The following is a 23,230-nucleotide window of genomic DNA, read 5'->3' as shown; positions in this document are numbered from 1 at the left end:
AGCCCCTCGAATACACCTTGCGGAGGGCGGGCCGTCGTCGGAGGGGCGGGTCAGGCGGCGGCGGGCTCGGCGACCTTGGCCGGGGTGAGCGCGATCTCCAGGACCTCCCGCACGTCGCTCACCACGTGGACGGTGAGCTCGTTGCGGACGGCCTCGGGGACGTCGTCCAGGTCGGGCTCGTTGCGTGCCGGGATCAGCACGGTGGTGATGCCCGCCCGGTGGGCGGCCAGCAGCTTCTGCTTGACCCCGCCGATGGGCAGCACCCGGCCGGTGAGGGAGACCTCGCCGGTCATCGCCACGTCGTTTCTGACCGGACGGCCCGACAGCAGCGAGGCCAGAGCCGTGGTCAGGGTGACACCGGCCGACGGGCCGTCCTTGGGGACCGCACCCGCGGGGAAGTGGACGTGCACCGAGCGGTCCTTGAGGGAGGCCACCGGCAGCTCCAGCTCCGCCCCTCGTGAGCGCAGGTAGGACAGCGCGATCCTGGCGGACTCCTTCATGACGTCGCCGAGCTGGCCGGTCAGGGTCAGGCCGGTCTCACCGGTCTCCGGGTCGGCCAGGGACGCCTCCACGTAGAGGACGTCGCCGCCGGCGCCGGTGACCGCGAGGCCGGTGGCCACGCCGGGCACCGCCGTACGCTGGCGGGACTCCGGCAGCGAGGACTCCGGCACGTGGCGCGGGCGGCCGAGGTAGGGGACCAGGTCGCCCACCGTCACGGGCAGTTCGCCCTCGCCGAGGGCGACGTTGGCGGTCACCTTGCGCAGGATCCTGGCGATCGAGCGCTCCAGGGACCGGACTCCGGCCTCCCGGGTGTACTCGCCCGCCAGTCTGCGCAGCGCCTCCTCCTCAACGGTGACGTCGGAGGCGGTGAGGCCGGCCCTGTCGAGCTGGCGCGGGAGCAGGTGGTCGCGGGCGATCGCGACCTTCTCGTCCTCGGTGTAGCCGTCGAGCGTCACGATCTCCATGCGGTCCAGCAGCGGGCCGGGGATGGCCTCCAGCACGTTGGCGGTCGCCAGGAAGAGCACGTCGCTGAGGTCGAGCTCGACCTCCAGGTAGTGGTCGCGGAAGGTGTGGTTCTGCGCCGGGTCGAGCACCTCCAGCAGCGCGGCCGTCGGATCGCCCCGGTAGTCGGAGCCGACCTTGTCCACCTCGTCCAGCAGCACGACCGGGTTCATCGAGCCGGCCTCGCGGATGGCCCGGACGATCCGGCCGGACTGGGCGCCGACGTAGGTGCGCCGGTGTCCGCGGATCTCGGCCTCGTCACGGACGCCGCCGAGGGCGACGCGGACGAATTTACGGCCCATCGCGCGGGCGACGGACTCACCCAGCGAGGTCTTGCCGACTCCGGGAGGGCCGGCCAGCGCGAGCACGGCTCCGCTGCGGCGTCCGCCGACCACGCCGAGACCCTGGGCGGCCCGGCGGCCTCGGACGGCGAGGTACTCGATGATGCGGTCCTTGACGTCGTCGAGGCCGGTGTGGTCGGCGTCGAGGACGGCGCGGGCCGCGGCGATGTCGTAGGAGTCCTCGGTCCGCTCGTTCCACGGGATGTCCAGGACGGTGTCGAGCCAGGTGCGGATCCAGCCGACCTCGGGAGACTGGTCGGAGGTCCGCTCCAGCTTGTCGACTTCCTTGAGCGCGGCCTCGCGCACCTTCTCGGGCAGGTCGGCCGCCTCGACCCGGGCGCGGTAGTCCTCCTCCTCGGTCTCCGGGGAGGAACCGTTGAGCTCGGACAGCTCCTTGCGGACCGCGGCGAGCTGCTGGCGGAGCAGGAACTCGCGCTGCTGCTTCTCCATGCCCTCCTGGACGTCCTTACGGATCGTCTCGGCCACGTCAAGCTCGGCCAGGTGCTCACGCGACCACTCGACCAGCATCGCAAGCCGGTCCGCCGGGTCGGCGATCTGGAGGATCTCAGCCTTGCGCGGAGTGCTCAGCCAGGGGGCGTAACCGGAGCTGTCGGCCAGAGCCGACGGGTCGTCCATCTGGTTGATCGCGTCGACGACCTGCCAGGCGCCCCGCTTCTGCAGGATGGTGGCGGCCAGCGCCTTGTACTCCTTGGCCAGTTCCTCGGCGCGCTCCCCCGCCTGGACGGCCTCGACCACGGTGGCCTGCACCCACAGAGCCGCGCCGGGACCGGTCGTGCCGGTGCCCACGCGGACGCGGTCGACACCGCGCACCACGGCCGCCGGTTCCCCGTCGGGCAGCCTGCCCACCTGCTCGACGATGGCCCTGACCCCCACGGAACCGTACCGGCCGTCGAGCCGGGGAACGATCAGCACCTCCGGCTTGTTGTCGCTGAGAGCCTGAGCCGCGTCGATCGCAGCCCGGACCTCGTTCTCAGACAGGTCCAGCGGAACCACCATGCCCGGCAGCACGACCTGGTCGTCGAGCGGAAGGACCGGGAGGATCAAACTCTCACTCATCTGAACTCCAAGGGTTGAGTTACATCGACTCAATTAATGGGAGCCGCAAAATGTTCCCGAGGTTGAGCGTGTTCGCTTTGAGCGATCGTAATTGTGTAATTTTCCTCCCTGGCAGCCATCGCCGGGCCTGCCGCATCTCCCAGGTATGCCACCTCCTACGGGTGAGGTGGAGGATCCCTCCCAGGTATGACGCCATCCGGGCCGTGACTACCTAGGCTGGCCGGGTGAACCTGCCCGCCGGTCTCGTACGGCTCACCCTGCCGTTGACCCTGGCGGTGGTCGGCGGTCGAGCCGGTCCTCCGTTCCCCCGCTCCCCTCGCTTGCGGAAGCCACTGCCCCGGTTCCTCCAGCTGTTGCCGTTGCGCTCCGTCGACCTGGTCGTTGTGGCCAATGTGCTGCTCTTCTGGGCCTTGTATGAGGGCGGTCTCGGCCAGCTCATGTCCCAGAACAGGATTCCCGTCCCCTATCCGGAGTGGCGGATCTACTTCACCGCCGCGGCCTCCTCCATCCCCCTGCTGCTGCGCGAGCACTGGCCGCTGGCCGCCTGGCGGATCGGCACGCTGGGCATGTTCATCGCCGCCCCAACCGTGGACGGCCTGAACGGCCTGCCGGCGTCAGCCCCCGGAATCATCACCTATGTGCTGGTCGTCTACTCCGTCGCGGTCCGCTGCGAGCGGGAGATCACCATAGGCGTGTTGATCATCTCGGTGCTCGGCGTGGCGATCTCACCCTCCGATGGCCACGAGATCGTCATGGCCGCGATTCTGCTGGCGATCCCCGCGCTGCTCGGCTACAACGTCCGGGCCAGGCGGCTGGTCACCAGACGGCTGGCCGAGGAGGAGCGGCGGAGCAAGCAGGCACTGGCCGGTCAGGCGGTGCTGGAGGAGCGGGCCAGGATCGCCAGGGAACTGCACGACGTCGTCGCCCACCACATGTCGGTGATCGCCATCCAGGCAGAGGCCGTTCCGCTGCGGGCGGCCGGGGACACCGGACGTCTGGAGGAGGGGCTTAGGGAGATCCGCGCGCTGTCACTCTCGGCCATGACCGAGATGCGCCGCGTGCTGGGCGTGCTCAGGGAGGGGGACGGGCGCCCGGACATCGCGCCGCAGCCGGGCCTCGGCCGTCTGGAGGAGCTCGTCGGCACCGCGCGTTCGGCCGGGCTCACCGTGACACTCAAGCTGGGCGGCGACCTGCTGGGGCTGCCCGCGGCGGTGAGTCTGTCCGCCTACCGGATCGCGCAGGAGTCGCTGAGTAACGCCATGCGACACGCACCCGGCTCGACCGTCTCAATGAAGATCACTCGGTCCGGCGCCGAGCTGCACATCCAGGTGGCGAACGACGCCGGGCATCGTTCCCCCACGGAAACGGGACACGTAGGGCACGGTCTGATCGGGATGCGCGAACGGGTGTCCATGCTCGGCGGAAGCCTGTGGGCCGGACCGGTCGGAACAGGCTTCGCGATCACTGCCATACTGCCCATCGTGGAGAACGCGTGACGATCCGGGTGCTCATCGCCGACGACCAGGGCATGGTCAGGACCGGGTTCACCGTGTTCCTGGACTCCCAGCCGGACATCGAGGTCGTGGGCGAGGCGGCCGACGGCCGCGAGGCCGTGATCAGAGCGGCCGAACTGCGGCCGGACGTGGTGCTGATGGACGTGCGGATGCCGGTCATGGACGGGCTGGCCGCGACCCGGGAGATCCAGGCGTCCGGGGACCTCCCGCCGAAGATCCTGATCCTGACGACCTTCGACCTCGACGACTACGTCTACGAGGCGCTGCGTGCCGGGGCCAGCGGGTTCCTGCTCAAGGACGCCTCCGCGCGGCAGCTCGCCGAGGCGGTCCGGGTGGTCGCGGCCGGGGAGGCGCTGCTGGCGCCCTCGGTGACCAGACGGCTGATCGCCGAGTTCGCCCGCGTCGGGCCGCACCGCCCGCGTGGCCGGCTGGACCAGATCACCGAGCGGGAGACCGAGGTGCTCATCCTCATCGCCCAGGGACGCTCCAACCAGGAGATCGCCGAGGAGCTCGTCCTGTCAGAGCAGACGGTCAAGACCCATGTGGGCCGGATCCTGGCGAAGCTGAACCTGCGCGACCGAGCCCAGGCGATCGTCCACGCCTACGAGACAGGCCTGGTCCGCCCCGGCGGGTGACCCCCCTCACCCCCGGGAGGGATCCGCGGGGTGAGCACCGCAGGACGACGCCGGCGACGGATCTTGGTCCCTAGTGTCCTGTCCGGTTCACCAACCGGACAGGAGGCTCCATGTTCCGCCGCGCGCTCGCCGTGGTCACCGCCGCCGCGCTCACCTATGTGATCGTCCCCGCGCCCCCGGGCGACCGTGTCGTCAGGGTCTACGGCGAGCTCCGTACGGCTGAGCACGTCGCGGTCGTCGTCCCGGGCTCCGACACCACGGTCGCCTCCTTCGACGGCGGCAGGGCCAAGGCGTACAGCACTCCGGGTGGCGGCGCCAAGGCGGTGCTGGCCGAGGCGCGGGCGCTGGACCCCGGGGCCCGGCTGGCGGTGGTGGCCTGGCTCGGGTACGACAGCCCGGCGACCGTCAGCCTTGAGGTGGTGACCGGCGGAGCCGCCGAGAGAGGAGCCGTGGCGCTGCGGCGATACCTCGCCGAGACGCTTGCGGGCAAGCGTGTCAGTCTGCTGTGCCACAGCTACGGGTCGGTCGTGTGCGCCAAGGCCGCGCCCGGGTCGGGCGTCGCGAGCATGGTCGCCGTCGGCAGTCCCGGGCTCGGCGTCTCCGCAGCGTCCGAGCTCGGCGCCATCCCGCTCTGGGTGGGCAGCGGCAGCCGGGACTGGATGCGTGATGTGCCCAAGCTCCGGATCGGCCCGCTCGGCTTCGGCCCCGACCCGGCGGACCCGTCCTTCGGCGCACGGCTGTTCGCGGCGAGCGACGCCGGGCACAGCGACTACTTCGCACCCGGCGGCGTGTCCCTGCGCAACCTGACCTTGATCGCCCTCGGCCGGACGGGCGAGGTGTCACGTGGCTAGCGTCGCCGCCCGGATCGAGGCGGCCACCCCGGCGGGCAGGGACCGGGGGATGGACGCGCTGCGCGCACTGGCGATCCTCGGGGTGGTCGCGGGGCACTGGCTGGTCACGGCCTGGGTGCACGGGCCCGCTGGGAAGGTGTACGTCTCCAGCCCGCTCAGTTACCTGCCCGCGCTCACCCCCCTGTCCTGGGTGCTGCAGACCCTGGCGGTGTTCTTCTTCGTGGGTGGCTACGCCGCGGCCCGGAGCCTGCGGTCGGTCACCGATCGCCCTGCCTGGGTGCGGGCCAGGGTGGGACGGCTGCTGCGGCCGGTGGTGCCGCTCGCCCTGCTCTGGACGGGGATCGCGGTCGGCATGGCGCTGCACGGCCTGCCTGAACGGGCGGTCAGGTCGCTGGTGGTTCCGGCCGTCGGGCCGCTGTGGTTCCTGGCGGTCTTCGCCGCGCTCAACGCGGCCACCCCGCTGCTCCTGCGCCTGCGGCCGGGCACCGTGGCCGTCTCGGCGGTCGTGGTCGTGCTCGTGGTGGACGCGGCCGTTTTCTCGCAGGGCGGGCCGGACTGGCTGCGGTGGGCGAACCTGGCGGCCGGATGGCTGGTGCCGTACGCGCTGGGGATCGGCTGGGCGGACGGCGCGCTCGCCTCGCGCCGGGCGGCGGCCGGCCTGCTGGCGGGCGGGGTGGCCGGGACCGCGGTGCTGGTCATCGGGTTCGGGTATCCGGCCAGCATGGTGGGGGTGACGGGGGCGAAGGTCTCCAACCTTGGCCCGCCCACACTCGCCGTGGTCTGCTTCGGGATCGCGCAGGTAGGGCTGGCGCTGCTGGCCCGCGAACCGCTGGCCCGGTTGATGCGGCGGCCCCGGATCTGGGCGGTGGTGGCGCTGGCCAACCTGTCGGCGATGACGATCTTCCTGTGGCACCAGACCGCGCCGGCCCTGACCGCCCTCGCGGCGCTGCGCTTCGGTGACGTGCCCGGCCTGCTGGCGCCGCCCACCGAACCGCTCTGGGTGCTGCACCGGCTGGCCTGGTTGCCGGTGTTCGCCGCGCTGCTGGGTACGGCGTGGCTGTCTCGCCTCAGGCGAGGGAGGTTTGATGACCGGGTGTCGTGATCACCTTGACGGTCCGCGAGACCAGGTTCGCCTACCTGCTCAACACCGAGGCGCTCGGCGGCCTCGGCCGGGTGGTGCGGGCCGGGCTCGCGGCCTGACCTCCCCGCGTCCCACCGGACCGGGTGCTCCGGTGCGGCGTCGCCGTACTGGAGCACCCGGTCCGGAAAGGGTGCGTCTGTGAGTGCCCGCCGGGGGTCAGGGCCTCGGACCCGCCATGGCGGGGACACGGGATCGCGCCACGGGAGGCTCCGAGCGTCCTCTCAGAAGGCGTAGGGCCCGAACCGGCCCCAGGCCACGAAGGCGGCCAGCACGAGGAGCACGACGTTGACGGCGATGCCGGGATATTCTCCGCGTCGCGCGTGCACGACCGCGGCGGCGATCATGGTGATCACCAGGCCCGCGGCGGCGAGCGGGGTCAGTACGGGCAGGATCCCGGTGACCGCCGGCAGGATCAGTCCGATCGCGGCCAGCGCCTCGACGGTTCCGATGGCCTTGACCTGGCCGTTGGAGAAGTCCTGCACCCACGGCATGTTGCCGGCCAGCTTCTCCCGGGGCTGGATGGCCTTGGCGAGACCGCCGAGGAGGAAGGCTGCGGCGATTAATCCCTGGGCGATCCAGAGGGCGACGTTCATGGTGAGCTCCGAAGAATAAGTGAAGGCGACCCTTCGCTTGGTACGGACCGTAGCATAAACGCAGTGTTGCCTTCACTTCGTAGAATCGACGCATGGAATCGTGCAAGCGGCGGGGGCTGCGCAAGGACGCCGAGATCAACCGGGAGCGCATCCTGGAGGCCGCCCGTGCCGCCTTCGGCGAGCGGGGTCTCGACGTCCCGCTGGAGGAGATAGCCCGCCGGGCCGAGGTGAACATCGCCACCCTCTACCGCCGCTTCCCCGACCGGGAGGCGCTCGTCGAGGCGATCCTGGCCGACCGGATGGCCCAGTTCGCCGACGCCGCCGAGAAGGCGGTGCTGGCCACCGACCCCTGGGAGGGGTTCCACGGGCTGGTCGAGCACATCTGCGGTATGCAGGCCGCCGATCAGGGTGTGACCGAGGCTTTCACCGCCTGCTTCCCCGGCGTCCGGGCGCTGGAGGGCCCGCGCGAGCGGGCGATGGCGGCGACGGATCGGGTGATCGAGCGCGCGAAGACCGCAGGAGCGCTGCGCGCCGACTTCACCGGCCAGGATCTGATGCTGATCCTCATGGCCAACGCCGGGGTTCTCAGCTCGACCCGCTGCGCGGCTCCGGAGGCGTGGCGGCGGCTGGTCTCCCTGATCCTCGACGCCTGCCGCGCCGACCGGGCCTGTTCCCCGCTCCCTCCCGCCCCCACGGCCGAGAGCCTGCACGCCGCGATGCTCGCAGCCCGCCCGCACCGCTGACCCGGCGCCGCCCGAACCCCGACGCCTGCCGGCGCCTGGCCGGCCACGTCGCGCCGGTCACCGGCGTCATGACCGAGCACGCCCGGCGCACGTCCCGGTCCATCGCGCGGTCCGCCGCGGCCGTTCCGTCGCGGGAGGGAGATCCGGGCCGCGGTTCCCCCTTCTACACGGGCCGGAGAAATGTCAGTGGCGATGGCTAGCTTCGATCTACCCCCGATCCGAGGAGCCTGCCAGATGTACCGCCAGGGAGACATCCTGATCATGCCCGTCCGCGAGGAGGCCGTGCCCACCCCGGCTCGGACCGCACCGTCCGCGCCGCCTGACGCCCGTGGCCGTCTGGTGCTGGCCCTGGGCGAGGCCACCGGCCATGCCCACGCGGTGGTCGGCACCGGCACCCTGGTCCGCGGCCTGCGGCCGATGGACCCGCACTTCCTGCACCTGCCCTCCGGCGGGCGCGTCGTGCACGAGGAGCACGCCGCGATCCCCCTGCCCAAGGGGTGGTACGCCGTGCGACGCCAGCGCGAATACATCCCCGGCGCCTTCCGCGTCGTCGCCGACTGACCTCCCCGTCCCACCCTGGTCCCCCGTCCGGAGGCACCGCCGGGGCAAGCGTCCCCGTTCACCTGAGGAGCTTTCGATCATGACCGTCACCACCGAACTGGCCGACGTCCTGACCGCCGCCTCGCTCCGCTGGGAGGATGTGGCCTTCCAATCCGGCCCCGCCGACCGTCCCGGTGCCGAGGCGGGAGTACGGCTGGCCTATCGGATCGCCGGGCTGGCGGAGCCCGAAAAGATCATCTGGGTCGACTCCCCCGTCGCGGGCGCGAGGGCGATCGCCCTGCTAGGCGCCGGAAAGCCGGTGCGCGACGCGGTGCGGACCGGGCCGTGGGAGCAGGCCAGAGCCGACGTGCACGCCTCGCTCGGCCCCACCGCCTGGCCGCTGACCTGGTCGCTGACCGGGGGCCGGCTCTGGGATCCGGTCAGCAGGCTGGTCACCCAGATCCGCCGGAGCATCGCCGCGACCGAGGAGTCGGAGACCGTCGCGGCGGCGCTGCGCGCCTCCACTCTGGACGCGGTGCTGGGCCAGCAGGACGCGCCGTGGCTGTCGCTGTTCGACGCTCTGGGCAGGCCGGAGGTGGAGGGGCTGGTCCAGGTCGCCCGGGCGGCGGGCTGGTGGTGGCCGTTCGAACGGGTGGCCATCGTCTGCGAACGCCCCGCCGAACTGCACCTCGACGACCTGTCGCGCCTGCACCGTGCCGACGGCCCGGCGCTGCTGTTCCCCGACGGCTTCGCCGTGCACGCCTGGGGCGGCATGCCGGTCCCGGCCGACTTCGCCGCCTCCATGACGACGCTGACCCCCGAGCGTATCCGAGCCGAGGACAACGCGGAGCTGCGCCGGGTCATGCTGGAGCACTTCGGCTACGATCGCTACCTCGCCGAGTCCGGGGCGACCCCGCTGCACCAGGACGAGACGGGCATGCTTTGGCGGATCGACCTGCCCGAGGACGAGCCGGTTGTGATGGTTGAGGTGGTCAACTCCACCGCCGAGCCCGATGGCACCTTCCGTAAGTACTGGCTGCGGGTGCCCCCGTCCACCCGCACCGCCCGTGAGGGCGTGGCCTGGACCTTCAACCTGTCCGAGGCCGACTACCGACCGGCCCACGAGACCTGAGGCCCGGCGGGCCGGTCCACGTACGGGATACGCTCCAGGATCCCCCCGGCGAAGACATCGTAGAGGCCGGTCGGTTCCAGGTGGACGTAGCCGATGTGGCAGTCGCACAGGGCCGCCGGGCACGGTCGGGCCTCCGGGCGGAAGGTGCCGTCGTAGAGGTTGCCGAGAACGGCCGGGACGAAGTGGCAGCGCCGTACGGTGCCCTCGCCGTCCACCGAGATCACGGTGTCTCCGGTGCGGCAGGGCTGCCCGGCGCTGTGGTGCGGTGTTCGGCTGTAGGAGAACAGCGGGTCGATCGCCGTCCAGTGGTCCGCCTCCGGATCGGTGTAGAGGTGGCCCTCGGCGGCGTTCACCCACAGATACACCTCCTCGGGCAGGTCGGCCCGCAGGCGCCGGGCGTGGTCCAGGTGCTCGGGCAGGCCGACGATGCCGACGCTGAAGCGGACCCCGCGCCCGGCCAGGTCCCGGCACCTGCCCAGGAACCGCTCATAGGAGACCTGGCCGGGGTGGTAGGTCACCCAGAGGGCGAGCGTGTCGAGGTCCGCCTCGGCCAGCCAGTCGGGACGGCAGCTGAAGTTGGTCTGGATGGCGACCCGACGGACGTGCGGGAGGTGGCTGAGCTCGACCATCGCCCGCCGATACCAGGAGCGGACCAGCCCCTCACCCCACGGTGTGAACAGCACCGAGACGGGGTGGTCGCGCCCTGCCACCCACCCGGTGAACCGCTCCAGCGCCGCCCGGTCCTGGCGGAGCTGTCCGGGGTTGTCACGGCGCTTGGCGAACGGGCAATAGGGGCAGTCGTAGTCGCAGCTCGACAGCGGGCCGCGGTACAGGACCGTCAGATGATCGGAGTCCCGCCCTGCTGCCGGAAGGACGGGCAGTTCGCCGATGTCTTCGCGCCCGCTCACCTGTTCTCGTATCCCGCCATCAGCTCGCCGACCCGGCCGGAGAACAGCGCCGGGCCGATCGCGTCGGAGTGTGCCAGACCCTCGGCCGTGAGTCGGAGCCGCCCGGCACCGCCCACCTCACCGGCCCCACCGTGCCCGGTACGTACCCCGTCCCTGGGACTGACCGGCTCCAGCCAGCCTCGGCCGGCCAGGCGGTCCAGGTCCTCGCCGAAGTCGGCCGTCACCTTGGTGCCGAAGCGCTCCCGGTAGGCGGCGGTGTCCAGTCCCTCGGCCTGGAGCAGCGACTGGATCAGGTGGCGGCGGCGCCGCTCGTCCTCATCCAGCCGGAACCCCACGTTGGCGACCGCGAACTCCTCGGGCGGGAGCCGTACGTAGTCGTCGATGATCGCGCGCACCTGACCGGCGCCGACCGCGTACTCGTAGGAGTAGTGGAGATCGGAGGTGTAGGACCGGGCACCGCAGCCGAGCCCGACCATGCCGTCGCTCTGGCAGCAGTACTCGGTCGCGCCGGCCGATCCCGGCAGCCGGAACATCCGCATCGACACCTGCTCGTACCCGGCGGCCAGCAGGTGGTCGCGGCCCTGCCGGTAGAGGCCGAGCCGGTGGTCGTCCCAGTCGCGGGCACGACGGCCCAGACCGGTGAGCGGGCGGACGTACAGCGGGTAGAGGTAGAGCTCCTCGGGCTTCCAGTCGAGCGCGGCGTCCAGCGAGTGGCGCCAGGACTGCTCGGTCTGCCCGTCGATCCCGTAGATCAGGTCGATGTTGAGCGCCTCGAAGCCGGTCTCTCTGATCCGGCCGAGCGCCGCCTCGACCTCCTGCCGCCGCTGCGGGCGCACCGCCGCGCGGGCCTCGGCGTCGATGAAGCTCTGCACGCCGATCGAGACACGGGTGGCGCCCCGCTCGGCCAGGACGGTGAGCCGGCCGGCTGTCGCGGTCGCCGGCGAGGTCTCCACCGACAGCGGCACGGCCTGCAGGTCAATGCCCATGATCCGCTCGGTGAGGTCGAACATCCGGGTGAGCTCGGCCGCGCTCAGGTAGGTCGGCGTGCCGCCGCCGATAGCCGCGGTCACGAACCTCGGCTCCCGCAGGGCATCCCGTACGGCTCGCGCCTGGCGTTCCAGGGCGTCCAGGTAGGCGGCGACGAGCTCCTCGGGGGCACCGGTCCGGGTGAACAGGTTGCAGAACCCGCAGCGCATCTCGCAGAACGGGATGTGCAGGTAGAGGGAGAGGCTCCCGAGCGGTTCGGCCGCCCACACCTCCCGCAGCGACGGGCGCGGCTCCAGCGGCCGGTACGCCGTCTTGTGCGGATAGGCGTACACGTAGCCCTGGTAGGGGCTCGCGGCTGAGGCGACTGAGACCGCGCCCGCCCCGTCCGCCGTCTCCGGCGTCCGCCCGGAAATCGGAGTCACCGCCACTCTCCCCGCTTCATCGTGAACTCTCCGTAGGGCACGGTCCAGACGACCTCGTGGCCGATCCGGTGCCCGACATATCCGTTTTCGCCGTAGGCGGTGCCGTGGTCGGAACAGATGATCGCGAACCCCGGCCGCCGGGCGCTCATCAGGGCGAACAATCTGCCGATGTGCCGGTCCACGTACTCCAGTGCGGCGGCGTGGCTCTGCCTGCTGTCCCCGTGCTCGCGGGTGGCTCCCGGCAGGTGGAACCAGTTCGGCTGGTGCAGCGCCGAGACGTTGACGAACAGGAACACCGGCCCGTCCGTCCCCGCCACCGCCCGCTCGGCGCACGCGATCTGCGCCTCGAACGAGGTCGGCGAGGTGACCCCGAACTCCGGCTCCCAGTGGCTCTCGGCGAACAGCCCCGGCAGCGCGGACCCGAGCGGGGTGAGCTTGTTGAAAAACCCCACTCCCCCGACGCAGACCGTGTGGTACCCGGCCCCCGCCAGCCCGCCGGGTAGGTGGGGCGCGTCGAACACCCATGTCCCGTCCGCCGTGGTCTCGCTGCCGGGGAACGCCGCCGCGAACAGCCGCGGATGCGGCCCCGGAGCGGCCGGAGTGGGCAGGAACCCCGCCAGGATCGCGGCGTGCGCGGCATAGGTGAAGCTCCCCGGACTGTGCCGCCGCTCCCACCGCCCGCCGGGCAGCGCCCTCGCCAGGTTGGGCAACCGTCCCGCGCCGACCAGCTCGTCGGCCACGTCGTAGCGGAGCGTGTCGAGCGTCACCAGCAGCAGATCGTGACTCCCCACGATCGCGTTCATGTCCCGCACCACGCTCACCACGCTCCCGCCGTACGGCGGGCGAGGATGGCCCCGACCTGGGCGTCGTAGGTGTCCAGGCCCTCGGCGCCGCCACCGGGAAAGCCGGTTAGCCGGGGCAGCAGGTCGCCAAAGGCGTTGACCTCGGCCACTGCGACACTCCGCCAGTCAACACCGATCATCAGGTCCACCCCGGCGGACAGGCTGCCGGGGAAGCACGCCGCCGCCCGCGCGCAGGCGTCGAGAACCCGCTCCCAGCCCTGCGGGCCGAGCCTGGCCCTGACCGCATCGAGATCGCCGCGCTCCCCGCCGAGGTGCAGGTTCGTGATGGGGGTACGGCTGGCGCGGACCACGGCGTGGGTCGGCGTGCCGTCGACGACGACCACCCGCAGGTCGATCGTCCGCCCGCCGATGCCCGCCTTGGGGAACCACCGCTCCACGTGGAGGCCGTCCCCGGCCAGCAGATCGACGATCGCCGCCACGTCGGCCTCGTCCTCGTAGGAGCGCACCCGAAGCGAGTTGTGCAGCCCACCGGCGGCCAGCTCCGCGGAGGTCACCGCCTTGACCCGCTCTCCGGAGGCCTGCAGGGCGACGACCCCGGAGGCCGACGAACCGTGGGCCGGTTTGACGAACACCCTCCCCCAACCGGCCCGGTCCATCCGCTCGCGCAGCTCGGCGTAGCCGCCGACCGGCCCGGCCAGCGTGGGCGGCACCGGCACCCCGGCCGCCGACAGCCTCGCGTGGCACAGCCTCTTGTCGAACATCACCGCGATCTCCCCGACGTCGGCGAGCAGCACGGCCCCCGGGGTCCGGCCGACGGCCCGGCGGATCCTCTCCGTCCCGGCGGTGAAGGCGGCGTGCCAGGCGGACCCACCGCCGACCCGGGACGGCTCGCCCGGACCGCGCAGCAGCGCGTCGGCCTCGGCGTCCTCTCCGGGCGACTCGATCCGCACGAGCGTCCCGGGCTCCAGCCGGATGTCCTCGCCCCGGAGCACGGAGGTCCACGGCACGACCTCGGGCTCGCGCAGGCCGTGCCGGACGCAGGCCTCGGCGAACATGGTCACCCGCCGCTCCCCCGGCGTGCCGACGACCGTCAGGGAGGTCATTCCGCGACCGCGACGTAGCGCCAGTCCTCGTCGGGCTCCTCCCGCTCGGACAGATCGACCTCGACACCAGGGAAGGCGGCCTCGACACGCTTGACCATCTCGTCGGTCAGGTAGTGGTGGTGCAGGTCCAATCGCTTGAGGTGAGTCAGCGGCTGGCCGGACAGCAGCGCCTCGGCGCCCTCGTCGGTAAGCACCCCCATGGACAGGGCCAGCGACTCCAGCCGCGCCACCACCGGCGCCGCCGCCACGGCGGCCGCGACCTCGTCCTGGATCTCGCTGTCTTGCAGGCCGAGGTGCCGCAGCGCGGGGAGGCTCTCCCCCGACAGGATCGGCGCCAGATCGGCGGCCGAGGCGTCGCCGTCGTACTCGGAGACGCCCAGCCACAGCTCCAGGTATTCGAGGGCGGGGAGGTCGCACGCGGCGACCGCGCGGACGACCTCGGCGGGCAGCCCGCCCGCCTCGAACCTCAGCACCCTGAGATTGTCATGCCGGACCGGCCGCAGCCGGAGCCCGGACCCGCCGCGCACCTCCAGCCGCTCCAGCAGCGGAAACGCCTCCAGCAGGGGGGTGATGTCACTCTGCCGGATCCAGGAGATCTCGCACTCATCCGACGGTATCGCGCCGAAGAACAGGGAACGCAGCGCCGGGAGCCGGGAGGCGTTCGCCGCGAGCAGGCCGACGGTCTTTGAACTGTCGTTCTCGTAGGCATCCTCCCAGCCGCCGACGACGATCGCCCTGACCTCGCTGGTGTCCACCTTCTCCAGGAACCGGGCGAACTGCTGCTCGAAGCTCTCCTTCGCGCCGTAGACGTCCGCGGAGATCCGCCAGGCGACCCGGTCCGCGGCGGGTGTCTCCCCCTCGTCGGATGTCAGGGCAGCGATCGGCAGGCCGGCGTAGGTCCCCCTGTAGAGACCGTCGACGTGGTCGTTGAACTCGCTGTGGTCCATCGGGCTCCTGTCCGGCGAAACGTGGCAGACCATGTCCTACCAGAGATCGCCGACACTTCCGGAATCACAGCCGCGTTTCCGATCACGCGAAGCGTTCGGCGATGATGAGGCTTATGGACAACGGCCACATCCGGCTCAGTTCGGCTCAGGGGCGCTGGGTCCTGCTCACCACCGTGCTCGGTTCGGGCATCGCGCTGCTGGACGGCACGGTCGTCAACGTGGCGCTCCCCGCGCTCGGTGCCGACCTCGGGGCCGACATGGCGGGGCTGCAGTGGACCGTCAACGCCTACACCCTCACCCTGGCGGGCCTGATCCTGCTGGGCGGCTCGCTCGGCGACCGGTACGGCAGGCGCAAGATCTTCCTGATCGGGGTGGTCTGGTTCGCCATCGCCTCAGCCCTGTGCGGGCTGGCACCGAACGTGGAGACGCTGATCGCGGCCCGGGCACTCCAGGGCGTCGGCGGAGCCCTGCTCACGCCGGGATCCCTGGCCATCATCCAGGCGTCCTACGTCCGCGAGGAGCGGCCCAGGGCGATCGGAGCCTGGTCGGGGCTGGGCGGGACGGCCGCGGCCGTCGGACCGCTGCTCGGCGGCTGGCTGGTGGAGACCGCCGGATGGCGGTGGGTGTTCCTGATCAACCTGCCGCTGGCCGCGCTCGTGGTGGCGGTGGCCCTGCGGCATGTACCGGAGAGCAGGGATACCCAGGCCACCGGGCGGTTCGACGTGCTCGGCGCGGCGTTGGCCGCGCTGGCGCTGGCCGGGATCACCTACGGCCTGATCGCCCTCCAGCCCATCCCGGTCACAGTGGGCGTCCTGCTGGGTGTGGCGTTCGTCTGGCTGGAGATCAGGCGCTCGCCCGGCGCGCTGGTGCCGGTCGGGGTCTTCACCTCGAAGGTGTTCACCGTGGTCAACGTCGTCACGTTCATCATGTACGCCGCGATGGGTGTGGTGTTCTTCCTGCTGGTCGTCCAGCTCCAGGTCTCGGCGGGCTTCTCCCCGATGGCGGCCGGATCCGCGATGATCCCGGTGACGGTCCTGATGCTGCTGCTGTCGCCCCGGTCGGGCGAGCTGGCCAAGCGGATCGGGCCCCGGATCCCGATGACGGCGGGCATCCTGACCTGTGCTGCCGCGCTGCTGCTGATGTCGAGGATCGGTGAGGGCACGTCCTACGTGGTGGGCGTGCTGGGCCCGACGGCCCTGTTTGGCCTGGGGCTGTCGGCGGCGGTCGCGCCGCTCACCGCGACCGTGCTGGCCAGCGCCGAGGAGCGCTACGCGGGGGTGGCCAGCGGCGTCAACAACGCCGTCGCCCGGACCGGAGGCCTGCTGGCGGTCGCCGCCCTCCCGCCGCTGGCCGGCCTGACCGGCGAAGCCTTCAAGAATCCGGCCGCCTTCACCACCGGATTCCACACCACGATGCTGATCAGCGCGGCGATGATGGCCGTCGCCGCGCTTATCACCTCCCTCGCCATCCGCGTGAACGTGCTGATCGAGGCGGAACCGCAGACCGGCTGCCCGGTGGAGGCCCCCCAGCAGGGCCGCTGAGCGGACCGGCGCCGCGGAGGCGGCTCTCAGAAGGTGAACGCCTGGCTCCGGACGCTGTTGTCGAAGTTGGACACCAGCAGTTCCGGCTCACCGACCGAGCGGATCTCCGGCAGCCGGGTGAACAGCTCGCGGAACATCGTCCTGATCTCCTGGCGGGCAAGGTTGGCGCCCAGGCAGAAATGCGGCCCCGGACCGCCGAAACCCACATGCGGCTTGGTGTCGCGGGTGATGTCGAATCGGTCGGGGTCGGGGAAGACCTCACCGTCCCGATTGGCCGAGCCGTAGAAGAGCACGACCTTGTCCCCGGCCTTCAGGTGCAGACCGCGCAGGTCGTAGTCCTCGGTGACGGTACGGCGGAACTGCATGATGGGCGAGACGTGGCGGACCATCTCCTCGATCGCCCCCCCGATCCGCCCGTCGAAGTCCTCCACCAGCAGGCGCCGCTGCTCGGGGTTGTCGGTCAGCAGCTTGAGGCCGTGCGCCATGGTGTTGCGCGCCGTCTCGTTCCCCGCCACGAGCAGCAGCGCGAAGAACGACCCCAGCTCCCGGTCGGTCAGCCTCTCCCCATCGACATTGGCGGTGACCAGCGCAGAGACCAGGTCATCCCGCGGCTTCACGGCCCGCTCCCGACCAAGCCTGATCACCAGGCGCTGCAGGGCGAGCAGCGCGAGCGTGTTGCCCGCGGCCATCCGGACGGTCTGCACCAGGCTGGGCCGGATCCCGCTGTAGGCGGTGGAGACGTCCACGTGCGCGTGCACTCTGGCCCGCACGTCGCCGGGGACCCCCATCATGTCGCAGATGACGTGGATGGGCAGCCGGGAGGCGACCTGGCCGACGAAATCGCCGGGGCCGGCCGTCACCACGTCGTCGACGATCCGCGCGCACGCGGCGTCGATGTCGCTCTGCAGGCCGGCCAGCATCCTGGGGCTGAAGGCCCGGGAGACGATACGGCGCAGCCGGGCGTGCCGGGGGTCGTCCATGTTGACCATGGACTCGCCGAACACGTACTTCACCCAGCCGGGTGGCTCGGGGCTGGTCACCCCGGGCTCGCTGGAGAACACCCTGGCGTTACGGCTGGCCTCCACCACGTCGGCGTGCCGGACGAGCGCGTAGAATCCCCTGCCCGAGCGGAGCAGCGGCACCCGCTTCTCCGCGAAGAACACCGGCCGGTCCAGGTCCCGCAGGCGCGCGAACGCCTCGTGCCGCTCCTTGAGCGGGCGGCGCCAGAACCCCAGATCGGCCAGATCGATCTCCGCACTCTCAGTGCTGGCGTGCTCACTATCCGCGCTTGTCACGTGAGTTCATGTCCCCGTGGCCCGGGTGTCTGAATCCCCCGGAGACCATCGCTCGTACGAGAGCCGCGTCCCCGCCCCGGCCGGGAAACGCTCTTCGGCTACCCGCTCTCACAGGACCTTGGCGCGCGCCGTGATGCTGCCGCGCAGGTCTTTCTTCAGATCGCTGAGGCGTGCGCCGGAATCTTTGGTGGCGACCCCACCGAAACTGGCCGTGGCGGTGCCCCGGCGCGGGCCGACCCACGCGCGGATGACAATGGTCGTCGAGTCCCCCTTGTCTAGGGAGGCGATCCAGCAGGTCAGGGCCGGGCGGTCAACGGAGCACTTGACACTGCGCGGCTTGCGGACCACTTTGACCGCGCGGAAGTGGCCGGAGAATTTCCCGAAGAGCGCCACGTAGTACTGGCCTTGGGCCGTCCTGTTACGCACCTTGACGGTGTAGGTGAGGTACCCACCTCGACGGACGTACTTGGGAAAAAGGACCTCGAAACGGAAGGCGGCCGCCCCGGCGGCGGACCTGGCGGCCACCTGGGTGGCAGCCTGGGCGGGGCTCTGGACAAGGAGGGTGCCGCCCAGCGCGGCGACGAGAGCCGCAGCGCTGAGTCTCTGGGCGAGGTGACTCATACGCCGCATCATCTAACAAATCAGCTGGAATTCCTCACGATTACACCAAGGAGAACCGTCCACCGGAACGACGGAACGGGAACCGGACCCCACCCGGCCACCACCGACCGGCGGGCGGCATCCGGGCGAAGAACTTCCAGCGCGGCACCGAGGTCAGCGCAGGTACGGCTTCAGGTGTCCGTTGAGCGCGCCGCAGCCCAGATACTTCTCCACCGTGTGGAAGTCAAGCCAGTCCAGGTTGACCAGAGCCTCCTGGTCAACCCCGGTGAAGCAGGACCGCAACTCCGGAGGGATGGCCGCGATGTCGTCCTTGTCGGCGATGTTGATCCAGCGCCCGACCTGCGGGGGCCGCGCGCCCCAGCCGTTGACCGGGGCCGGCAGCAGACGCTCGAAGATCACGTTACGCATGCCGAGAGGACTGCCGAGGGTGATCAGCAGTTCCACCTCCAGGCCGGGATCTGCCCAGAGCGTCTCGTAGGCCACCACGCTGCCGAGCGAGTGCGCGATCACCACCTTCGGCCGGTTACGCCTGATCACCTCGGCCACGGCCGCCCGTGCCTCCGCCCGCGCCGCCCCGCCGGCGGTCATGTAGGTGGCCACCTCCGGGCAGAAGAACCGGGCGAACTCGATGGCGTTGCCCTGCAACCGGTCCAGCAACCAGCTGGTCATCCGGTACAGCGCGCCGGTCAGCCCCTCCCCCACCGCGTCGAGCTGCTTGGCCCAGGCGACGAAGACCGTCTGAGCCCCGACGTCCATGCGCTGCACGGCGCGAGGGGAGTCGTCCTTGCGCTCGCCCAGCAGGTGCGCGTAGTAGGCGACCTCCGCGATATAGCGCTCCCCGGCATGCGGACTGCCACCGGTCAGGCCCTTGTGCAGGTAACGGTCCCACTTGTCGCGCATCGCGGCGGCGGCGCCACTGACCGAGTTTCCCGCATCGCGGTAGTAGTTGTACTTGCCTATCCCGTGCACACCGACAATGTCGCCCACGCGCCCGCCTCCCACTGACGATCTTCATGATCTGCCCCCGAGTCACTGTGACGGAAGGAGCAGGGCGCCACAAGCCCACCCATGTCCTTGTCAGCACTCCTTTATCGGGGCATAAATCACTTGATGTAGAGGTTCGGCCGCCAGCTATCCTGAACGCCCGCCCTCACAACAAGGAGTCACCCGCCATGCCCGGTCCGCTTCAGCTCAGCGGCTCGGTCTCCGTCCCCGAGGCCGAACTCCACTGGCGGTTCTCCCGTTCCTCGGGTCCCGGCGGGCAGGGGGTCAACACCACCGACAGCCGGGTCGAGCTCAGCTTCGACCTGGCCGCCACCGAGTCACTCGGCCCGCTCTTCAAGACCCGCGCCCTGGAGCGTCTCGGATCCCGCCTGGTCAACGGCGTCATCACCATCGCCGCCTCCGAGTTCCGCTCCCAACTGCGTAACCGTGAGGCCGCCGAGATGCGCCTGGCCCAGCTCCTGCGCGAGGCGATCGCCCCGCCGCCCAAGAAACGCCGGCCGACCAAACCCAGCAGGGGCGCCGTCGAACGGCGGATCACCGCCAAGAAGCAGCGCTCCGACCTCAAACGCCTGCGCCGCGGCGACCCCTGAGCTCTCCCACCGCGCACACCGGCCGGCTCAGCCACGCCCACCGCGGCGGAACAGAGTCACCGGCCACCAGACCGGCATCTCAGCGGGGCAGGCAGCCGGACACGCCGTACCTCGCCCCCCGTTTGAAGGCCGACATCCGCTGGGCGGCGGTCCCGTGGTCACCGACGTCGGTCCACGGCGTCGCGTCCCCCAGCCGCCGGTGCGCCGCCGCCATCTCCTCCACATCCCCCTTCTCGAACCGCAGGAGCCCGTCCGCCGCCGCGCCGTACAGGGCGGCTCCCGCCAGGCAGTCGGCCTGGAGCTCGTAGGTGCGCAGGACCAGCGAGGCGTCGAGCCGCCGCTGCACGGCATGCCCCCACTCGTGGGCGATGACCAGATACACCCACGCGTCCCCGAAACGGTAGCCCTCCCTCATGAGGTCGACATCCCAGGCGATGTAGTCATCGTCCGAGCAATACCACGCATTGTCATAGGTGAGCCGGACCGCGCCGCAGAAAGGCGGCTTTCTCACACCTCTCTGGTAGCCGCCGAAAACGCCGGGCCGCGAGTATCTCCCGGTGAAGAATCGCGACCAGTGGGTCGACCAGTAACGGTTGACCACGTAGACAGCCGCCGAGATGTCCCTGTCCATGTCGTCCGCCTGCCGTACGGACGCCGAACCGACCCCGCCACCCGCACCGAAGGTGATCAGGGCAGTCAGGGCGAGTACCAGCCAGACCACTCTCCACCGCCGCATGCTCACGACCGCCTCTCGTCGGCCCCCGACCCTGCCTCGACGGTAAATGCGGCTCCAGTGCCACGGAAGAGCGAAGTGCGATTCATAACGATATTTCACGAAGCTTGCAGAAAACGGAGCTCTATGCGATATGAATCACTTTCGCTACGACGGGAACGCCGGAATGCGGGCCGGCGAACCATCCGTACACGACCAATTCCCCTTGCGGTTCAGTCGCGGCGGTCCTCCATCTCCCACAGGTGGTCGATGACGTGCCAGGCGATGCGGCGGGCGGCATAGCGGACGGGCCAGCCGCCGGAGACCACGGAACCACCGTCCGAGGGCGTGGCCAGCACCTCGGCGATCTCCGCGCGCATCGCCACCAAGCCGGAGGGGTCGCGGAACGGCTTATGCCGGACACCGATCTTGCGGGCGTACGCACGCTCGGCCTCGGCGACATGGGCGGCCATCTTGTCCCGGTCCCGGCCACCACCGCGCGGGCCCTTCCTCAACTCCTCCGGCGAACCGGCCACGGCCCCGTCGAAGAGTTCCCATGCCGCCCTGAGCAGCGCCACAGCGCGCTCCGCCTCGGCCGCGGCCACAGGTCTGCCGTCCAGCTCGGGAATCGCCTCGATCGCCCCGAAATCGGTGGTCACCCCTCCCGGTGCACGCTCCACGATCACCGGGTCACCGGGCTCGAACGCCAGCCCGGCCCGCTCGGTGATCACCCGGTAGCGCGGCGCGTAGTCCACCAGCGCGCCCAGCGCGAGCTCCTCGGACTTCCCGATGCGGCACCACCCCGGCCATTCCACAGAGCAGGCGAAGACCTTCTTCGGACCGATCTCCAGATAAACATCCGTCATATACGGCAGCCTCGCACCGATACCTGGCAGCTCCGGTCAGGTATCGCCGTCGATCATCTCGATCAGATCGGCGATCGAGTCGACCACCTGGGACGGGCGGAACGGGTAACGGTCCACCTGTCCCCTGCTCATGACGCCGGTCAGCACCAGGATCGTGTGCAACCCCGCCTCCATGCCGGAGACGATGTCGGTGTCCATCCGGTCGCCGACCATGGCGGTGCTCTCACTGTGGCCGTCGAGGGCCCGCAGCGCGCTGCGCATCATCATCGGGTTGGGCTTGCCCACGAAGTAGGGCTCCACGCCGGTCGCCTTGGTGATCATCGCCGCGACCGCGCCGCAGGCGGGCAGCGAACCCTCGTTGGACGGGCCGACCGGGTCGGGGTTGGTGGCGATGAACCGGGCGCCGCCCTCGATCAGCCGGATGGCGCGGGTGATCTGGGTGAAACTGTAGGTGCGGGTCTCGCCGAGCACCACGTAGTCGGGATCGATGTCGGTGAGAACGTAGCCGACCTCGTGCAGAGCGGTGGTCAGGCCTGCCTCACCGATCACGTAGGCGGAACCGCTGGGACGCTGGGAGTCCAGAAACCTCGCCGTGGCGAGCGCCGAGGTCCAGATCGACTCCGGCGGGATGTCAAGACCCGCCACGCGCAGCCGTACGGCGAGGTCGCGCTGAGTGTAGATGGAGTTGTTGGTGAGCACCAGGAACCGTTTGCCCGACTCACGCAGACGGCGGATGAACTCGTCAGCCCCAGGCACCGGTTGCCCTTCGTGAACGAGCACTCCGTCCATGTCCGACAACCAGCACTCGATCGGCTTGCGCTCGTCCACCGTTCCCCCGCGTTCCAGGCCAACAGGTACGGAACAAGGATGGCAGGTCAAAGACGGGCACCACGTCATCAGGCCCGCATATGTGACGGCCCTGCGGGGACTCTCCTCCCACGGCCGTCTGCCCGGTCAGGGGACGAGAGCCTCCAGCGCCGCTTCGGCCCGGCGCATCGACTCCTCGGGATCGACGTCAGGCGAACCGATCTCCGGATCGAAGTTGAGGTCATGGAAGACGTCGGTGACGCCCTTGGCCTCCAGCATGGCCACGTCCTGCCGGATCTCCTCGAACGAGCCGGTCAGCAGGGTGCGCCCGACGGCTCCGGACGGGCGGATCCGGGTAACCCCCCGGGTGACGAAACGCAGCGCCTCCGGATCCCGTCCCGCGGCACGGGCCGCTTCCTTCACGATGGAGATTTTCTCATCGATACGGTCGAGGTCCTCGCGGCTCGAACTGATCCAGCCGTCCGCCAGCCGTCCCGCCCGTCGCAGCGCCACCTCCGCGCTCCCGCCCAGCAGGATCGGCGGCGGCGGGAGCGGCCTGGGATCCTGGTGCACGGGCGGCAACTCGTAGAACTCCCCCTTGTGCTCCACGACCTCCTCCGACCAGAGCCGCCGCAGCACGTGGATGAACTCCTCGCCGCGCCGCCCGCGCCGCTCGAAGGCCACTCCCGACGCCGCGAACTCCTCCGGGAGCCAGCCCAGCCCGAGCCCCGCGTCCAGCCTGCCGCCGGACACCGCCTGCAGACTGCTGAGCTGTTTGGCCAGCATCGCCGGCGAGGAGAAGGGCATGTTGAGCACCGCCACGCCGAGCCGGACGCGGCTGGTCACCCCCGCCAGATAGGCCAGCGTGACCACCGGGTCGTGCACGCTGCGGTAGACCGGCCCCATCGGACTCCCCTGCGGATACAGCAGGCGCTGGAAGGTCCACACCTCGTGATATCCGAGCATCTCCGCCCGCTGCGCGATCCGCAGCATGTTGACGGGCGTCGCCCAGGATCCCGACACCGGCACCGCGAATCCGATCCTCATGCCATGC

23 protein-coding genes are annotated in these 23,230 nt (G+C 70.8%); 9 read left to right on the top strand and 14 right to left on the bottom strand.

Annotated elements, in window-relative coordinates; all coding sequences use genetic code 11:
- Positions 1-50 precede the first annotated feature (50 nt).
- Complete coding sequence (gene lon / locus ACIN94_RS20760; protein ID WP_400708309.1) at positions 51-2,420, bottom strand: endopeptidase La; 2,370 nt, start codon at positions 2,418-2,420, stop codon at positions 51-53.
- A 224-nt stretch (positions 2,421-2,644) separates the two neighbouring features.
- Here lon and ACIN94_RS20755 point away from each other — a divergent pair, with 224 nt between their 5' ends.
- The 4 genes from ACIN94_RS20755 (at position 2,645) to ACIN94_RS20740 (ending at position 6,522) form a co-directional block, all read left to right on the top strand.
- Positions 2,645-3,916, top strand: a complete 1,272-nt coding sequence (locus tag ACIN94_RS20755) for a sensor histidine kinase (protein ID WP_400708308.1) — start codon at positions 2,645-2,647, stop codon at positions 3,914-3,916.
- Positions 3,913-4,569, top strand: coding sequence for a response regulator (locus ACIN94_RS20750; RefSeq protein ID WP_400708306.1), 657 nt, complete (start codon positions 3,913-3,915; stop codon positions 4,567-4,569). The genes ACIN94_RS20755 and ACIN94_RS20750 overlap by 4 nt, the downstream gene beginning before the upstream one ends.
- A gap of 110 nt (positions 4,570-4,679) precedes the next feature.
- On the top strand, positions 4,680-5,420 hold the full coding sequence (locus ACIN94_RS20745) for an alpha/beta hydrolase (RefSeq protein WP_400708304.1): 741 nt from the start codon (positions 4,680-4,682) through the stop codon (positions 5,418-5,420).
- Complete coding sequence (locus ACIN94_RS20740) at positions 5,413-6,522, top strand: acyltransferase (protein WP_400708302.1); 1,110 nt, start codon at positions 5,413-5,415, stop codon at positions 6,520-6,522. Before ACIN94_RS20745 ends, ACIN94_RS20740 begins: the two co-directional genes overlap by 8 nt.
- A gap of 260 nt (positions 6,523-6,782) precedes the next feature.
- Here ACIN94_RS20740 and ACIN94_RS20735 read toward each other — a convergent pair whose 3' ends face one another.
- On the bottom strand, positions 6,783-7,154 hold the full coding sequence (locus tag ACIN94_RS20735; RefSeq protein WP_400708300.1) for a DoxX family protein: 372 nt from the start codon (positions 7,152-7,154) through the stop codon (positions 6,783-6,785).
- A 92-nt stretch (positions 7,155-7,246) separates the two neighbouring features.
- Between ACIN94_RS20735 and ACIN94_RS20730 the strand changes: the two genes are divergently transcribed.
- From ACIN94_RS20730 to ACIN94_RS20720, 3 genes are all read left to right on the top strand, one after another.
- Positions 7,247-7,897 carry a TetR/AcrR family transcriptional regulator gene (locus ACIN94_RS20730; RefSeq protein ID WP_400708298.1) on the top strand — a complete coding sequence of 217 codons (651 nt, stop codon included), beginning with the start codon at positions 7,247-7,249 and terminating at the stop codon, positions 7,895-7,897.
- A gap of 234 nt (positions 7,898-8,131) precedes the next feature.
- Positions 8,132-8,458 (top strand): hypothetical protein, encoded by a 327-nt coding sequence (locus ACIN94_RS20725; protein ID WP_400708296.1) that lies wholly within the window; start codon positions 8,132-8,134, stop codon positions 8,456-8,458.
- A gap of 79 nt (positions 8,459-8,537) precedes the next feature.
- A complete protein-coding gene (locus tag ACIN94_RS20720) occupies positions 8,538-9,569 on the top strand; it encodes a DUF6745 domain-containing protein (protein ID WP_400708294.1) in 1,032 nt (343 codons plus the stop codon).
- On the opposite strand, the gene ACIN94_RS20715 is transcribed toward ACIN94_RS20720, so the two are convergent.
- From ACIN94_RS20715 to ACIN94_RS20695, 5 genes are read right to left on the bottom strand one after another with little or no spacing between them, the layout of a single operon-like run.
- Positions 9,545-10,459: an STM4011 family radical SAM protein gene (locus ACIN94_RS20715; RefSeq protein WP_400708477.1), complete on the bottom strand. Its 915-nt coding sequence runs from the start codon at positions 10,457-10,459 to the stop codon at positions 9,545-9,547. The genes ACIN94_RS20720 and ACIN94_RS20715 overlap by 25 nt on opposite strands.
- Before the next feature lie 14 nt (positions 10,460-10,473).
- Positions 10,474-11,877, bottom strand: a complete 1,404-nt coding sequence (locus ACIN94_RS20710) for an STM4012 family radical SAM protein (RefSeq protein WP_400708475.1) — start codon at positions 11,875-11,877, stop codon at positions 10,474-10,476.
- Positions 11,878-11,882: 5 nt separating this feature from the next.
- Positions 11,883-12,689 carry an STM4013/SEN3800 family hydrolase gene (locus ACIN94_RS20705; RefSeq protein ID WP_400708292.1) on the bottom strand — a complete coding sequence of 269 codons (807 nt, stop codon included), beginning with the start codon at positions 12,687-12,689 and terminating at the stop codon, positions 11,883-11,885.
- Positions 12,690-12,703: 14 nt separating this feature from the next.
- Complete coding sequence (locus ACIN94_RS20700; RefSeq protein ID WP_400708290.1) at positions 12,704-13,792, bottom strand: STM4014 family protein; 1,089 nt, start codon at positions 13,790-13,792, stop codon at positions 12,704-12,706.
- Complete coding sequence (locus tag ACIN94_RS20695) at positions 13,789-14,739, bottom strand: STM4015 family protein (protein ID WP_400708288.1); 951 nt, start codon at positions 14,737-14,739, stop codon at positions 13,789-13,791. The genes ACIN94_RS20700 and ACIN94_RS20695 overlap by 4 nt, the downstream gene beginning before the upstream one ends.
- Before the next feature lie 113 nt (positions 14,740-14,852).
- On the opposite strand from ACIN94_RS20695, the gene ACIN94_RS20690 reads away from it, so the two are divergent.
- Positions 14,853-16,280, top strand: coding sequence for an MFS transporter (locus tag ACIN94_RS20690; RefSeq protein WP_400708286.1), 1,428 nt, complete (start codon positions 14,853-14,855; stop codon positions 16,278-16,280).
- 26 nt (positions 16,281-16,306) lie between these two features.
- Here ACIN94_RS20690 and ACIN94_RS20685 read toward each other — a convergent pair whose 3' ends face one another.
- The 3 genes from ACIN94_RS20685 to ACIN94_RS20675 all read right to left on the bottom strand — a co-directional run bounded on the left by ACIN94_RS20685 (position 16,307) and on the right by ACIN94_RS20675 (position 19,183).
- Positions 16,307-17,575: a cytochrome P450 gene (locus ACIN94_RS20685; protein WP_400708284.1), complete on the bottom strand. Its 1,269-nt coding sequence runs from the start codon at positions 17,573-17,575 to the stop codon at positions 16,307-16,309.
- A gap of 108 nt (positions 17,576-17,683) precedes the next feature.
- A complete protein-coding gene (locus ACIN94_RS20680) occupies positions 17,684-18,196 on the bottom strand; it encodes a hypothetical protein (RefSeq protein ID WP_400708282.1) in 513 nt (170 codons plus the stop codon).
- Positions 18,197-18,349: 153 nt separating this feature from the next.
- Positions 18,350-19,183 (bottom strand): hypothetical protein, encoded by an 834-nt coding sequence (locus ACIN94_RS20675; RefSeq protein WP_400708280.1) that lies wholly within the window; start codon positions 19,181-19,183, stop codon positions 18,350-18,352.
- A 185-nt stretch (positions 19,184-19,368) separates the two neighbouring features.
- On the opposite strand from ACIN94_RS20675, the gene arfB reads away from it, so the two are divergent.
- Positions 19,369-19,791 (top strand): alternative ribosome rescue aminoacyl-tRNA hydrolase ArfB, encoded by a 423-nt coding sequence (arfB, locus tag ACIN94_RS20670; RefSeq protein ID WP_400708278.1) that lies wholly within the window; start codon positions 19,369-19,371, stop codon positions 19,789-19,791.
- A 79-nt stretch (positions 19,792-19,870) separates the two neighbouring features.
- Here the strand turns inward: arfB and ACIN94_RS20665 are convergent, their stop codons facing one another.
- The 4 genes from ACIN94_RS20665 to ACIN94_RS20650 all read right to left on the bottom strand — a co-directional run bounded on the left by ACIN94_RS20665 (position 19,871) and on the right by ACIN94_RS20650 (position 23,223).
- Positions 19,871-20,527, bottom strand: a complete 657-nt coding sequence (locus ACIN94_RS20665; protein WP_400708276.1) for a neutral zinc metallopeptidase — start codon at positions 20,525-20,527, stop codon at positions 19,871-19,873.
- Between the two features lie 209 nt (positions 20,528-20,736).
- Positions 20,737-21,369: a hypothetical protein gene (locus ACIN94_RS20660; RefSeq protein ID WP_400708274.1), complete on the bottom strand. Its 633-nt coding sequence runs from the start codon at positions 21,367-21,369 to the stop codon at positions 20,737-20,739.
- Positions 21,370-21,405: 36 nt separating this feature from the next.
- On the bottom strand, positions 21,406-22,158 hold the full coding sequence (locus tag ACIN94_RS20655) for an HAD-IIA family hydrolase (RefSeq protein ID WP_400708473.1): 753 nt from the start codon (positions 22,156-22,158) through the stop codon (positions 21,406-21,408).
- 165 nt (positions 22,159-22,323) lie between these two features.
- Positions 22,324-23,223 carry a TIGR03619 family F420-dependent LLM class oxidoreductase gene (locus ACIN94_RS20650; protein ID WP_400708272.1) on the bottom strand — a complete coding sequence of 300 codons (900 nt, stop codon included), beginning with the start codon at positions 23,221-23,223 and terminating at the stop codon, positions 22,324-22,326.
- Positions 23,224-23,230: the final 7 nt, after the last annotated feature.

The organism is Streptosporangium sp. NPDC087985 (genome assembly GCF_044741965.1).
Classification (GTDB): Bacteria; Actinomycetota; Actinomycetes; order Streptosporangiales; family Streptosporangiaceae; genus Streptosporangium.
This window is presented reverse-complemented; position numbering and strand designations above follow the sequence as displayed.